Source organism: Allgaiera indica (assembly GCF_900106675.1).
In the GTDB taxonomy this organism is placed as follows: domain Bacteria; phylum Pseudomonadota; class Alphaproteobacteria; order Rhodobacterales; family Rhodobacteraceae; genus Acidimangrovimonas; species Acidimangrovimonas indica.
The window spans coordinates 218,551-231,836 of the sequence record NZ_FNOB01000002.1 but is presented as its reverse complement, the minus strand read 5'-3'; the positions used below and the strand labels follow the sequence as shown (position 1 = coordinate 231,836).

The window sequence follows — 13,286 nt, the reverse complement described above, 5'->3', positions numbered from 1 at the left end:
TGCGATGGCGTTGATCAAGGTCGAGGTGGCAGATGAGGTCGCGACGGTCACGATGAACCGCCCCGAGAAGCGCAACGCCATGTCCGATGCCTTCATCGCGGAACTCGGCGCGGTGTTCGAGACGCCGCCCAAGGGGGTGAAGGCGGTGATCCTGACCGGCGCGGGCGGGCATTACTGTGCCGGGCTGGATCTGGCCGAACATGTCGAGCGCAGCGCCGAGGAGGGGATCTATCACTCGCGCGGGTGGCACCGGATCCTCGACCAGATCCAGTTCGGCGGGCTGCCGGTGGTCAGCGCCATGTCCGGTGCGGTGATCGGCGGCGGGCTGGAGATCGCGGCCGCAACCCATGTGCGCATCGCCGAGCCCTCGACCATCTTCCAACTGCCCGAGGGGCGGCGCGGGATCTTCGTGGGCGGCGGCGCGACGGTGCGGGTGGGCCGCATCCTGGGGCCCGACCGGATGACCGAGATGATGCTGACGGGCCGCACATACGGCGCCGAGGAAGGCCTGCGCCTGGGTCTTGCCCATTACGCGGTGGGCACGGGCGAGGCGCTGGCGCTCGCGCGCGAACTGGCGGCCAAGATCGCCTGCAACGCGCCGCTTTCCAACTATTTCATGATCCAGGCGCTTTCGCGGATCGGCGACATGTCGCGCGCCGACGGGCTGTTCACGGAAAGCCTCTGCGCCGCGCTCAGCCAGACCACGCCCGACGCGCAGGAAGGCCTTCGCGCCTTTCTGGAAAAGCGCACGCCGCGGTTCCGCTGATGGATGTGCCCGACGCCACCCTGCGCGCGATGACGGGCTATCGCATCCAGCGCGCCGCAATCCGGGCGCTGGCGCGGGTCAATGCGGCGCTGGCGCCCCTCGGGCTGCGGCGCAGCACGTTTTCCGCGCTGGCGGTGGTGGCGGATTGTCCGGGCCTGCGCCAGGCCCAATTGGCCCGGGCGCTGGCGATCGAGCGGCCCAATCTGGTGCAGATCGTCGACGAACTGGAACGCGCGGGGCTGATGGTGCGCGAACCGGCCGAAGGCGACCGGCGTGCCCATGCCCTGCGGGCGACGGCGGCGGGACGCGATCTTTATGCCCGGGCGCTGGTACGGCTGCGGGTGGTGGAGACCGCGCTGACCCGCGGCCTGGCGCCCGCCGAGATGGCAATGCTGCACCGCGCGCTTCAGGTCGTCGAGGACAACGCGTCCGCGGACGGGGGGGAGGAAACGCAAGATGGGGGCAAGCTATCCGGCGCATAGCGTCCTGCGAGAGGACCGGGCGGACGGCACCGTGATCCTGCGCTCGGGCCTGGCGTTGGGCGAGGTGGTGAACGATACCAATGTCTGGCTGCGCCGCTGGGCCGAGGCCGCGCCCGACCGCGTCTTCCTGGCCGAACGCCGGGGCGCGGGCTGGCGAGAGATGCGCTATGCCGAGATGTGGCAGGCCGCCCGGTCGGTGGCGCAGGGGCTGCGGGATCACGGCATCGGGCCGGGCGACGCGGTGGTGGTGCTGTCGGGGCCGTCGGTCGACCACGGCATCCTGATGCAGGCCTGTCAGATGATCGGCGCCCCGATCGTGCCGCTGGCCGAGCAATATTCGACGATCCCCGCCGCGCATCCGCGGCTGGATTACTGCGTCGGCAAGCTGCGCGCCGCGATGGTCTATGCCGCCAGTGCCGCGGATTTCGGCAAGGCAATGGCGCGGCCGGTGTTCGAGGGCGCGGTGAAGGTCACCTCGGATGCCGCGGCCGAGGGCTGTGTCAGCTTCGACACGTTGCGCGCCGCCACCCCGGGCCGGGCGGTGGACGAGGCCCATGCCCGGATTACCCCCGACACGGTGGCGAAGATCCTTTTCACCTCGGGCTCGACCGCGCATCCCAAGGGCGTGCCCAACACCCAGCGGATGCTGTGCGTGAACCAGGCGCAATATCTGGCGTGCCTGCCGGTGCTGGGCGAACGCCCGCATGTGCTGCTGGACTGGCTGCCGTGGAACCATACCTTCGCGGGCAACGCGAACTTCAACATGATGCTGTCGAACGGCGGCAGCCTCTATCTTGATGACGGCAAGCCGCTGCCCGGCCGCTTCGCGCGCACGCTCGAAAACGCCGCGCGACTGCCGCTGACGCTTAGCTTCAATGTTCCCGTCGCCTATGCGCTGCTGGTCGAGGCGATGCGCGAGAACCCCATGCTGCGGCGCAACTTCTTCCGCGATCTCGATATATTTTTCTACGCCGGCGCCTCGCTGCCCGCCGATACCTGGGCCGCGGTCGAACAGATGGCCCGGGCCGAACGCGACGAGGTGCCGCTGATGATGTCGTCCTGGGGAATGACGGAAACTGCGCCTTCCACCCTGATCGTGCATGAAAAGGGCGGCAGGTCGGGCAATGTCGGCGTGCCGGTGCCCGGGGTGGCGGCCAAGCTGATCCCCGCAGGGACAAACCGGTATCAGTTGCGCGTGACCGGCCCGAACCTGTTCGCGGGCTATCTGGACGACGCGAAGAAGAACGCGGAAGCCTTTGACGATGAAGGGTTCTTCATTTCCGGCGACGCGGTTGGAATGGTCGATCCGGACGATGTGGCGCGCGGGTTGTTCTTCGATGGGCGGATCTCGGAGGATTTCAAGCTGATGACCGGCACCTGGGTTCACGCCGCGACGCTGCGGCTGGACCTGCTGCCGCGGCTGGCGGGGCTGGTGCAGGACATCGTGATCACGGGCGAGGGGCGCCGGGAGGTGGGGCTTTTGCTGTTCGCACCGCCCGGGCGGTGGCGGGACGCGGGCGGCGGCGTGGTCGAGGACCCGGCGCTGGCCGCGCGGATCCGCGCCGTGCTGTCGGATCTGGCGCGTACCGCCACCGGGTCATCCAACCGCATTGCCCGGGCGCTGGTGATGGCCGAGCCGCCGAATGTCGGCGCCGGCGAGATCACCGCCAAGGGCAGCCTGAACGTCCGCGCGATCCTCGACCGCCGCAAGGATCTGGTCGCGCGGCTTTATGACGATGCCGATCCGGCCGTCATCAAACCGGAATAGACGGAGGCTTACATGATCGATCTGGAAAAGATCCGCGCCATCGACATCCACACCCACGCCGAGGAACCCTGCGGCTGCCACGCCGACGACGGCTATGACGAGTTGCAGACCACGATGGCGAAATACTTCCGCGCGCCGTGGCAGCATCCGCCGACGATCCCCGAAACGGCGGCGCATTTCCGCGCCCAGAACATTGCGGCCGTCATCTTCCCCGTCGATGCCGAGCGCGAGACCGGCTACCGGCGCTATTCCAATGACGAGGTGATCGCGCAGGTCCGCGCCAATGACGACGTGCTGATCCCCTTCGCCTCGATCGACCCCTGGAAGGGCAAGATGGGGGTGCGAGAGGCCCGCCGCCTGATCGAGGATCACGGCATCAGGGGCTTCAAGTTCCATCCCACGATGCAGGGCTTCTTCGCCAATGACCGCATGGCCTATCCGCTGTACGAGGTGCTACAGGAACATGGCTGCGTCGCGCTGTTCCACACCGGGCAGACCGGGGTGGGATCGGGCATGCCGGGCGGCAACGGGATGCGGCTGAAATATTCCAACCCGATGTACATGGACGACGTGGCGGTGGATTTCCCCGACCTCAAGATCATCCTCGCGCACCCGTCCTTTCCCTGGCAGGAAGAGGCGCTGGCTGTCGCGCAGCACAAGCCCAACGTCTATATCGACCTTTCGGGCTGGAGCCCGAAGTATTTCCCGGAAATCCTTGTGCGCTATTGCAATTCCATCCTGCGCAAGAAGGTGCTGTTCGGGTCGGACTGGCCGATGATCACGCCCGAACGCTGGCTGGCGGATTTCGATGACATCGCGATCCGCGACGAGATCCGACCCGACATCCTCAAGATGAACGCGGCGCGTCTGCTGGGGCTGGTCTAGGGGCGCCGCGGCCCGTCCGATGATGCGGCAGCCGGGGCTTCGCGGCCCCTCTTGACAGCGACGTCACAGGTATACCAACCATGTCCTGACAGCCCGTCCGGCGCGGTGGGAGGCCGAAGGACATTCAATATCACCTGAACGGAGTGGTCGGCGGGGATCCCGGCATCGCGCCGGCGGCGGCTGGCGCCGCGCCATCCGCTTCGGGGGCGGTGGATGTGGCGATCATCGGCTGCGGCCCGGCCGGTCTGACGCTGGCGGCGCAGCTGGCGCTTATCCCCGGCATCTCGACCCGCATCTTCGAACGCAAGGCCGGCCCGCTGGAACTGGGCCAGGCCGACGGCATCGCCTGCCGCTCGATGGAGATGTTCCGCGCCTTCGGCTTTCACGACCGGGTGCTGCGCGAAGGCTATCAGGTGAACGAGACCGTGTTCTGGCGCCCGGGGCCCGGCGGCGCCGGGCTGCACCGCGCCGACCGCATCCAGGATGTCGAGGACGACCTGTCCGAGATGCCGCACATGATCCTGAACCAGGCGCGGGTGCACCGCTTCTTTCTTGACGTGATGGAACGCGCGCCGGCCCGCCTGACCCCGGATTACAACCGCGACCTGACCATGATCGAGGAAACCGGCGACGGCGGCCACCCGCTGCGCCTTACCTTCGACTGCCTCGACCGGCCCGGCCGGACCGAAACCATCCATGCGCGCTATCTGGTGGGCACTGACGGCGCGCGCAGCACGGTGCGCCGGCATCTGGGGCACCAATTGAGGGGCGCGGCGGCGCGCCAGCTTTGGGGCGTGATGGATGTGCTGGCGGTCACCGATTTCCCCGACATCCGACTGAAGGCCGCGATCCAGTCGGCCGATGCGGGCAGCCTGCTGATCATCCCGCGCGAAGGCGGCTATCTGACCCGGCTCTACATCGAACTCGACGAGCTGCATGGCGACGAGCGCGCAGCCGACCGTGGCGTGACGCCCGAAATGCTGGAAACCCGCGCCCGAGCGATCCTTGCCCCCTATGATTTCGCGGTGAAGGAGGTCGCCTGGTTCTCGGCCTACGAGATCGGCCAGCGCCTTTGCGATGCGTTTGACGACGTGCCCGGGGCCGGGCGCGACCGGCGCGGCCCGCGGATTTTCATCGCGGGGGACGCCTGCCACACCCACAGCCCGAAGGCGGGGCAGGGGATGAACGTGTCGATGGCCGATACGTTCAACCTGGGCTGGAAGCTGGCCGCGGTGCTGCGCGGCGAGGCGAAGCCCGCATTGCTGCACAGCTATTCGGCCGAGCGTCAGGCCAAGGCGCGCGAACTGATCGAGTTCGACCGCGACATGGCGCGGCTGTTCAGCCAGAAGCCCGCGACCGCGGAAGAAGCCGCGCAATTTCAGGCCTATTTCCAGAAGCACGGCCGCTATACGGCGGGGGTCGAGACGACCTATGACGCCTCGGATATCGTCGGCGGGCGGCGGCATCAGGCGCTGGCGGCGGGTCAGGTGGTGGGCAAGCGCTTTCATTCCGCGCCGGTGATCCGGCTGGCCGATGCGAAGCCGATGCAATTGGGCGAGGTGCTGCTGGCCGATGGCCGCTGGCGGCTTTTCGCCTTCGCCGGCGCGGGTGATTGCGGCGCGGCGGGGGGCAAGGTGGCCGGGCTTTGCCAATTCCTGGCCGAGGCGCCGGATTCGCCGCTTCTGCGTCATGGGCCGGCGGGGGCGGATGCGGATGTGCTTCTTGATCTGCGGGCGGTGTTCCAGCAGCCCCACCACGCGCTGCGGATCGAGGCGATGCCGGACCTGCTGCGCCCGAACAAGGGGCGCTATGGCCTGACGGATTACGAGAAGATCTTCTGTCCCGACGTCAAGTCCGGCGCCGACATCTTCGCGATGCGCGGCATCGAACGCGACGAGGGCGCGCTGGTGGTGGTGCGGCCGGATCATTTCGTGGCGCAGGTGCTGCCGCTGACCGCCCATGCCGAACTGGGTGCCTTCTTTGCCCGTTTCCTGGTGGATCGCGGCGCGGCGCCCGCACGGGGGTCGGCCGCGCGCTAGGGCTGGATCAATCGCCTGTCCCGGTGCCGCGGCCGGGGTTGCGGATACGCTGCATCTTGCCGCGGAAGAAGGCCAGGGCGTCGCCGTTCTGTTGCATTTCGGCGCGCAGCACGCGGCCGATCACCAGCAGATGGTCGCCGCCTTCGTGGCTGGCCTCGCGCCGGCATTCGAAACTGGCCAGGCAGCCGTCGATCAGCGGCACGCCCTCGGGGCTTTGGTGATGGGGGACGCCGGTCAGCGCTGTTGCGTCCTTGGCGACCGCGAAACACAGGCTGTCCTGGTCGGCGGCCAGCACATGGATCGCGTAATGTTCGGCCTCCTCGAAATGGCGGAAACGGCGGGCATGGCGGCCCGGCGCCCACATCACCAGCGGCGGGTCGAGCGAGATCGAGGCGAAGCTGTTCGCGGTGATCGCCATCGGCCCGGCCTTCGTCATCGTGGTGACCACCGTCACGCCGGTGGCGAATTGCCCGAAGGCATCGCGCAGCAGACGCGTGTTGTGCGGTCCGGGCTCGAACCGCTTCGATCCGTTCGTCGCCGTCATTGATTGCGGCCCTCCTGTTCGGGCCTTGTCCCGTTCGCATCCCGCCGGGGCAAGATAGGGGCAGGAGGGCGCAGAGGAAAGGGCAGGGCGCGGGGAAGTTGCGGGTAGGGGTGAGGCGGCCGCCGCGGCAAGGGGCATCGCAGGTCGCGCGTTCCACGGGCAGGCGCGCGCCCGGCTTGCGCCGCTGTCGTGCGCAGCCTAGGGTCGCGGCGATGCGGATCCTCGACAATATCCTGACCGATCGCGGCTCCAAATACGCCGTCTCGGGGGCGCCGGCGGCGGATGCGGCGGCTGTGCAGAAGGTGCTCAAGGATCTGAAGAAAAAGAAGAAATTCGCGAAGGCCACGCATAATTCCTGGGGCCTGATCTGCGCCGAGGGACCGTTGAAGAACGACGACGGCGAAAGCGGCGCGGGCATCGTGATCCTGCGGATGCTGGAGCGCGAGGATCTGCGCGATCATGTCGTCATCGTCACCCGCTGGTATGGCAGCAAGCATCTGGGCGGCGACCGCTTCCGCCATGTGCAGGAAGCGGTGCGCGCCTATATCGCCGATCTGCGCGGCACCGGGTAGGGGCGCGCCTCAGTCCGGGATCACCGCCGTCGCGTCGATCTCGACCAGCCATTCGGGACGGGCCAGCGCGGTGACCACCACCCCGGTCGAGACCGGATGCACGCCGCGGATATATTCGCCCATCGTGCGGTAGACGGCCTCTCGGTGGCGCACGTCGGTCAGATAGACCACCACCTTGACCAGATGCTCCATGCCGCCGCCGGCTTCCTCGATCAACTGGCGGATGTTTTGCATCACCTTGTGGGTCTGCTCGGCCGGGTCGCGGCTGGCGATCGACTCGGCGGTATCCAGATCCTGCGGGCACTGGCCGCGCATCCAGACGGTGGCGCCGCCGCGGGTCACCACAGCCTGGGCCAGATCGTTGTCAAGCTTCTGCTCGGGGTAGGTGTCGCGGGTGTTGAAGGGGCGGATGCGGGTATGCGCCATGGTCAGTTTCCTTTCACGGACCCGTCTGGAGGCCCATCTGCGGGCCCATCTGCGGGCCGGTCCTGGCCGGGGCGATAGGCAAGATAGCCGCGCTGCGTGGCGATATGTTCGGCCAGATAAAGCGCGTCCTGCCAGACGCCCCAGATAAAGCTGGATTTGCGCCCCGTAAGCCAGGGCAGGCCCAGGAAATAAAGCCCGGGCACCTGGCCCACGCCGCGGTGATGTAGCGCGCGGCCCCGGGTATCGACGGCGCCGTCGATATCGAGCCAGCCGAAATCCTGGCGATAGCCGGTGGCCCAGATCACCGTGGTCACGCCGGCACCGGCCAGATCAAGTTCCGCCAGCGGGCGGGTCATGCAATCGGGGTCGGGCGGGATCTGGCGCGCCGCGGGTTCGGGGGGCAGATCGAGGCCGTTGCGGGCGATATAGGCATCGGCCTCGTCCAGCAGCTCCAGATACTGCGCGTCGCCGCGGGCGATGTTCCGGGCCAGGTCCGGGGCAAAGCGCAGCCGGCCATCGGCATAGCCTTCGCTGCGCCCCACCAGGGTCAGCCCGCGCGCCGCCAGACGGCGGAAATCCACGGTCTCGCCGCCATGGGCGCCGCTGACGGCGATGGTGACATGTTCGCTGCCCTCGGGGGCGGGGGGCAGATCCCATTTGCCCAGCACCCCCAGCCACCAGACGAAATCGCGCCCGCGATAGCGGCGCGGCGGGCGGTCGTGCGGGCCCACCGAAAGATAGACCCGACGCCCCGAGGCGGCGAGTTCCTCTGCGATCTGCACGCCGGACGCGCCGGCGCCGATCACCAGAACCGCCCCCTCGGGCAACACGCCCGGATTGCGGTAGGCGGCGGAATGGATCTGGGTGAGGCCGGCCTCGGCGGGGATCAGCGGCGGGATATGCGGGCACTGGAAGGCGCCGGTGGCGACGACCAGGCGCTGGGCCTCGACCGCTCCGGCGCTGGTTTCGACATGGAACCCGGACGCGCCGTCGCGCCGGCGCGCGCGGGTGGCGGTAATGCCGCAGCGGATCGGGGCGCGGTTGCGCCCGGCGTAGGCCTCCAGATAGTCGGCCACATCTTCCTTTGCCGGAAAATCGTCGGCGGCGGTCCCGGTGTAGGGCTGGTCGGGGAAGCGATCGTGCCAGGCGGGGCCGTTCGCGACCATCGAATCCCAGCGCCCCGTGCGCCAACGTTCGGCGATCCGGTCCTTTTCCAGCACCAGATGCGGGACGCCGTGCCCGTTCAGGTGCATGCTGATCGCGATGCCGGCCTGCCCGCCGCCCACCACCAAGGTGTCGATCCACTCCATCCGCGGCTCCGCCCTACATTGTCGAGATTAAAGGTGTAACGTCTTGTCACCCCGGCACAACATGCGATTTCCGGCGGCAACTGCGCCGTCCCCCTTCGCCTTGCCTGATCACGACCGGATACGACACTCCGCGCGGCGCGCTAGCGTGCGGCGTCGGCGTCTTCGGGCGCGGGCGGGGTTTCGGGCAGGACCGGCAGTTCGAACCAGAATAGCGATCCCTTGCCCTCGCGCGGGGCGTAGTTCACCGAACCGTCGTGCAGCCGCATCAGGAAGGCGGCCACCGCCAGCCCCAGTCCCGCGCCTTCCGCACTGCGGCGGCTGCTGGAATCGGCCTGGGTGAAACGATCCCAGATCTTCTTGCGGTTCTCTTCGGGCACGCCCGCGCCTTCGTCCGCGACGGTGACCATGCCCAATTGCCCGTCCTTGGTGCGACGGATGCCAAGCCGCACCTCGCCGCCATCGGGTGAGAATTTGACCGCATTCGACAGCAAGTTCTCCAGCACCAGTTCCAGCCGCTCCCGGTCACCCAAGACGCGAACGCTTTCGCAATCCTCGGCCACCACGATCCGCACACCCGATCGCGCCTCTAGCTCCTGACGGTAGGCGGCCGTGGTCTCGACCAGATCCAGCAGATCCAGCGGTGCGCGGGCGATCGAATGGATCTTGCCCTCGAATTCCATCATCTCGGTCATGTTCACGATCAGCCGCCGCAGGCGTTCGCTATTGGTGGCGGCGATGCCGACGAAACGCTCGCATTTCTCGGGGTCGTTGCGGATGGATTCATTGGCCAGCAGCTTCAGAATTCCGTGGATCGAGGTCAGCGGCGTGCGCAACTCGTGGCTGACGGTGGCCAGGAATTCCGATTTCGCCTGCTCCAGTTTCTGGCGCTCGGAAATGTCGCGCAGGACGCCGATGAAATGCTGCACGCCGTCGATCTCGGTCTCGGTGACGGTCAACTCTAGCGGAAAGCGGCTGCCGTCGCTGCGACGCCCGACTTCTGCGCGGCCTTCCCATTCGATCTTGCGTTCGCCGCTTTCGACATAGCGGCGCAGATACTTGTCGTGCGAACGCGCCTGGCGCAAGGGCATCAGCATGCTGACGTTTTCGCCCAGGGCCTGTTCGCGGTCATAGCCGAACATGCGCTCGCACGCGGGATTGAAGCTGACGATCGTGCCACTGCCGTCGATCGTGACGATACCTTCGCCGATGCTGTCAAGGATCAGGTTCAGGCGCGTCTCGGCCTGGACGCGACGATCGAAAAGCTTCTGAAAGGCACGTGCCAGGCGACCCAGTTCATGATGCCAGTCTTGTGGCATACGCAGGTGCGAATTGTCTTCCGTCGCAGTGTCGATCGCGCGCCCCAGCGCGCGCATCGGGCGCATGACGATCGAGGTCAGGGTCACGGTGGCGATCAGCGCCAGTGCCAGGATCAGACCGGCTGCAACCCAACCTTCCCAGGTCGGGTTTCCGAGCGCATTCATCAGATCCGGCAGCGATTCGACAAAGGCCACACGGATCACTTGTCCGGGCTGGTCGGGCGACAATTTCACCGTGGTGTAATAGCCGATCGCATCCGAGAAGGTCAGCAGCCCGCGCGCGGGCTTGGCCGTCAGGACGCTCTTGACCAGCGCCGAGGGCTCTTGGGTGTACTCGCCGTTGATCTGCAGGTTCTGCTTGCCGTCGTGGCCGTCGACCGTCAGGTAATCGCCCTGTTCGTTGCTCACCACGATGCGCGAGGCCTTCGGCAATTCGTCGAAGACATGGGACAGAAGGTCACTGTAGTCGAAGTTCAGAATGACGAAGGCCGCCGGCTGTCGTCCCGCGTCCAGCAGCGGATACATGACCCGTTGGGTGAAGACCACGGGGTACGAGATCTTGCCGAACTCGCGGTTGAAATCGACACGCGAGAACAGCGCGGGCGGGCGCAGGGTGCCTGTCCGCGTGCTGGCACTCCAATCCTGCCGGGCGATGAGCCTGTAATAGCTTTCGTTGGATTTGTCCTGCAGCCCGGCCTCCGGCACGGGCGAGACCGAACCATCGGATTGCTTGTCAACGCGCAGGATCTCTCGGCCGGTGCGGATCGAGATGACCCGCGCCTGGAGATATTCGTGATTGGTTTCAAGCAATGTCTTGAACAGCGTGGTGGCTGCTTGTTTCGCCTGCGCCGGGTTGGCGTCTGGCGGCTGGCCCGCAGGGGCAAGGGCCGTGACGTTGGCGCTGTTGTCCGATCGCGGTTTCGAACCTCCGGCGTTCTTGGCGGCGAGCCTGTGGTTGTTCGCAAAGGGGGGCGCCGCGGGCACCGGCGGCAGGCCGACAAGTTCTCGTACGCTGGCGGTATTGCCCAGCAGGGCGGCATCGCGCGCAAACTGCTGGAACTGAAATTCATACTGCTGCGCAAGCCAGATGGATTGGCTTCGCACCGTTGCCTGGGCGCCCGCCTGAGCGATTTCGCGCGCCTGCAGGTGAAACAGCACCGCGATAATGCCGGCCGCCGCGATCGCGACGGCCCCGGTGATGGCTGGGATGGTGACGCGAAGTGAAAACAAGTCTGGCGCTCGTTGATTGCTCGTTGCGACGCGGCATGCGTTCCGTTGCGGAAATGGTCGCTGTGCCCGTCCTATCTTCTATGCGGCGGTTCTTCCATACCCTGGCAAGGGGATGCCGGCGACGATCTGCGAACATCCGACCACCAGACGACCGTGTCGCGGGGCTTGCGGCCGGGGCCACGGTTTCGTGTGACCCGGCCGAATGATCGGCGTGTCCGCGAACACGCGGCCGGGCATCAATCCTGAAGGGGGATCACGTCGTCTGCGGTTTCCCTTCCCTTGAGGCCGATTTCGAATTGATCAAGATAGGCATTGGGGTGACGCGCGTCGAAAACCTTGCCGTCAATCGCCGCGGCACCCGGTTCGCGGCGCTCGCCGCCGCCCTGCCAATCGAAGTCGCCGGGATTCGCCCGGCCCTGGGCAACCAGCTGATGCGCCGCCAGCAGATAGAGCGAGGGCCGAAACACCGCGCGGGCGGTTTGCTCGTACCAGTCGTCTTGCTTATAGGTCGGGATCTGGCCCCAGCGGCGCATCTGGGTCAGGTACCAGATGGCTTCGGAATAGAAGGGCACGCCGGCGCGGTCGCGAAAGAAGCGCGAAGGCTCCTTCAGCAGGCCTTCGGTTCCGTCGGAGCCGTGCGGATGCCCCGACAGGGACAGCGCGATGATCGAGGCGCTGATGCCCACATATTCCGGCGCGGCCAGCATCCGCGCCGCGACATCCCGGTTCTTGCCGTCGCGTGCATCCAGCCAGATCGAGGCGCGGATCAGCGCCCGCACAAGCGCCGCGGTGGTGTTGGGGTATCGGTCGGCAAAGGCCTGGCTGACCACAAAGGCCTTTTCCGCCCCGCCGGGACGGATCGCGGCGGAATTGATCACCGGCACCCCCAGATCCCGCGCCGCCGCGCTTTGGTTCCAGGGCTCACCTGCGGCAAAACCCTGGATCGTGCCGGCCTCCAACGTGGCCGTCATCCGGGCCGCGGGAACCGGCCAGATGTCGATCTGAGCCCCGGCCGTGCCCGCCTTGTCGCTTGCCGTGTAGTAACCCGGTCGGATTCCGCCCGCTGCCAGCCAGTAGCGGAGCTGGTAATTGTGCGATGAAAGCTCTGACACCACACCGAAATTCAGGTGCCCGATCAGCCCGGCGACGCCGGGGTGCGTGCTGGAAAGCGCATTGGCCCGGACCGGCAGACGGATCCGACCATCGGGATCGGTCGCGACGGCGGGCCGTATGTCGTTCCAGATCTGGCGCGACAGCGTCACAGCATTGCCGTTCGCACCAAGGATCAGCGGCACAATCAAATCAGCCCGCGCGCCATATCCGATGCGTGTCGCCAGCGGCAGCCCTACCGGGGCCTGAGTTCCGTCCAGCGCCCCGGACAAAAGCCGTGTCTCCAGCATGGCGATATTGGATTGCGGCTCAAGCGCAACATCAAGCCCCTCGGCTTTGAAATACCCAAGCTCCTTGGCCACGATGATCGGTGCGGCATCGGTCTGTTTCAGATAGCCCAGCGTCAAGCGAGGCTTCTCGATCCGTCCGCTGTTTACGCTGCTGAAGGGGTGGGTCAGCCCGGCAAGCAGCAGCACCCCGCATGCAAGCAGGGCGCCCAGCAAGAGCGTTCGTCTGTTGTTGTGCAACCCGTGCACGTCTCACCCTCCGCCCGCCACCCTTAGACGAATGTCACGCGACCGTTATAACGTCTGTCGCGATTTCGTGAAATGTATGAATTGCCGCAGTCACATTCCTTGGGACCTGTGCGTTTCATGCATCATTCGGCATGTGAGGCGGTGCATTGACCGCGGCTTCCGCCGCATCAGGCCGGCGATCCGCCGGCTATGGTAAATGACCACATTTTGGCCCCAATCGCGACCTCATGCAGCCTCAGCTTCCGTCGAGAATTAATCATTAATTGTGCGGCAAGCCCGGCCGCTGCATTCGGTCAGGAGGC

The 13,286-nt window shown here is 66.8% G+C and carries 11 protein-coding genes; 6 read left to right on the top strand and 5 right to left on the bottom strand.

Annotated elements, in window-relative coordinates; translation table 11 throughout:
- Positions 1–4 precede the first annotated feature (4 nt).
- From BLV97_RS02780 to BLV97_RS02760, 5 genes are all read left to right on the top strand, one after another.
- Positions 5–766, top strand: a complete 762-nt coding sequence (locus BLV97_RS02780) for a crotonase/enoyl-CoA hydratase family protein (protein WP_035841590.1) — start codon at positions 5–7, stop codon at positions 764–766.
- Positions 766–1,248: a MarR family winged helix-turn-helix transcriptional regulator gene (locus BLV97_RS02775; protein ID WP_081825026.1), complete on the top strand. Its 483-nt coding sequence runs from the start codon at positions 766–768 to the stop codon at positions 1,246–1,248. Before BLV97_RS02780 ends, BLV97_RS02775 begins: the two co-directional genes overlap by 1 nt.
- Positions 1,223–3,016: a feruloyl-CoA synthase gene (locus BLV97_RS02770; protein WP_035841588.1), complete on the top strand. Its 1,794-nt coding sequence runs from the start codon at positions 1,223–1,225 to the stop codon at positions 3,014–3,016. Before BLV97_RS02775 ends, BLV97_RS02770 begins: the two co-directional genes overlap by 26 nt.
- A gap of 12 nt (positions 3,017–3,028) precedes the next feature.
- On the top strand, positions 3,029–3,901 hold the full coding sequence (locus BLV97_RS02765; protein ID WP_035841586.1) for an amidohydrolase family protein: 873 nt from the start codon (positions 3,029–3,031) through the stop codon (positions 3,899–3,901).
- A 122-nt stretch (positions 3,902–4,023) separates the two neighbouring features.
- Positions 4,024–5,940, top strand: coding sequence for an FAD-dependent monooxygenase (locus tag BLV97_RS02760; protein ID WP_035841584.1), 1,917 nt, complete (start codon positions 4,024–4,026; stop codon positions 5,938–5,940).
- A gap of 7 nt (positions 5,941–5,947) precedes the next feature.
- Here BLV97_RS02760 and BLV97_RS02755 read toward each other — a convergent pair whose 3' ends face one another.
- Positions 5,948–6,484, bottom strand: coding sequence for a flavin reductase family protein (locus BLV97_RS02755; RefSeq protein ID WP_051646011.1), 537 nt, complete (start codon positions 6,482–6,484; stop codon positions 5,948–5,950).
- Positions 6,485–6,696: 212 nt separating this feature from the next.
- On the opposite strand from BLV97_RS02755, the gene BLV97_RS02750 reads away from it, so the two are divergent.
- A complete protein-coding gene (locus tag BLV97_RS02750) occupies positions 6,697–7,056 on the top strand; it encodes a YigZ family protein (protein ID WP_035841582.1) in 360 nt (119 codons plus the stop codon).
- 9 nt (positions 7,057–7,065) lie between these two features.
- Here the strand turns inward: BLV97_RS02750 and BLV97_RS02745 are convergent, their stop codons facing one another.
- The 4 genes from BLV97_RS02745 to BLV97_RS02730 all read right to left on the bottom strand — a co-directional run bounded on the left by BLV97_RS02745 (position 7,066) and on the right by BLV97_RS02730 (position 12,984).
- The gene (locus BLV97_RS02745) at positions 7,066–7,482 is read right to left on the bottom strand and encodes a RidA family protein (RefSeq protein ID WP_035841579.1); all 417 of its coding nucleotides are present in this window, start codon (positions 7,480–7,482) and stop codon (positions 7,066–7,068) included.
- A gap of 2 nt (positions 7,483–7,484) precedes the next feature.
- Positions 7,485–8,792, bottom strand: coding sequence for a flavin-containing monooxygenase (locus tag BLV97_RS02740; protein ID WP_051646010.1), 1,308 nt, complete (start codon positions 8,790–8,792; stop codon positions 7,485–7,487).
- Between the two features lie 140 nt (positions 8,793–8,932).
- Positions 8,933–11,338 (bottom strand): PAS domain S-box protein, encoded by a 2,406-nt coding sequence (locus BLV97_RS02735; RefSeq protein WP_051646009.1) that lies wholly within the window; start codon positions 11,336–11,338, stop codon positions 8,933–8,935.
- Positions 11,339–11,574: 236 nt separating this feature from the next.
- Positions 11,575–12,984 (bottom strand): CmpA/NrtA family ABC transporter substrate-binding protein, encoded by a 1,410-nt coding sequence (locus BLV97_RS02730; protein WP_081825025.1) that lies wholly within the window; start codon positions 12,982–12,984, stop codon positions 11,575–11,577.
- Between the last annotated feature and the right edge of the window lie 302 nt (positions 12,985–13,286).

Excerpts from the sequence above, each read along its gene's own strand:
- BLV97_RS02775 (WP_081825026.1), top strand. The coding sequence starts at position 766 with ATGGATGTGCCCGACGCCACCCTGCGCGCGATGACGGGCTATCGCATC.
- BLV97_RS02765 (WP_035841586.1), top strand. The coding sequence starts at position 3,029 with ATGATCGATCTGGAAAAGATCCGCGCCATCGACATCCACACCCACGCC.
- BLV97_RS02780 (WP_035841590.1), top strand. The coding sequence starts at position 5 with ATGGCGTTGATCAAGGTCGAGGTGGCAGATGAGGTCGCGACGGTCACG.
- BLV97_RS02745 (WP_035841579.1), bottom strand. The coding sequence starts at position 7,482 with ATGGCGCATACCCGCATCCGCCCCTTCAACACCCGCGACACCTACCCC.
- BLV97_RS02755 (WP_051646011.1), bottom strand. The coding sequence starts at position 6,484 with ATGACGGCGACGAACGGATCGAAGCGGTTCGAGCCCGGACCGCACAAC.
- BLV97_RS02750 (WP_035841582.1), top strand. The coding sequence starts at position 6,697 with ATGCGGATCCTCGACAATATCCTGACCGATCGCGGCTCCAAATACGCC.
- BLV97_RS02740 (WP_051646010.1), bottom strand. The coding sequence starts at position 8,792 with ATGGAGTGGATCGACACCTTGGTGGTGGGCGGCGGGCAGGCCGGCATC.
- BLV97_RS02770 (WP_035841588.1), top strand. The coding sequence starts at position 1,223 with ATGGGGGCAAGCTATCCGGCGCATAGCGTCCTGCGAGAGGACCGGGCG.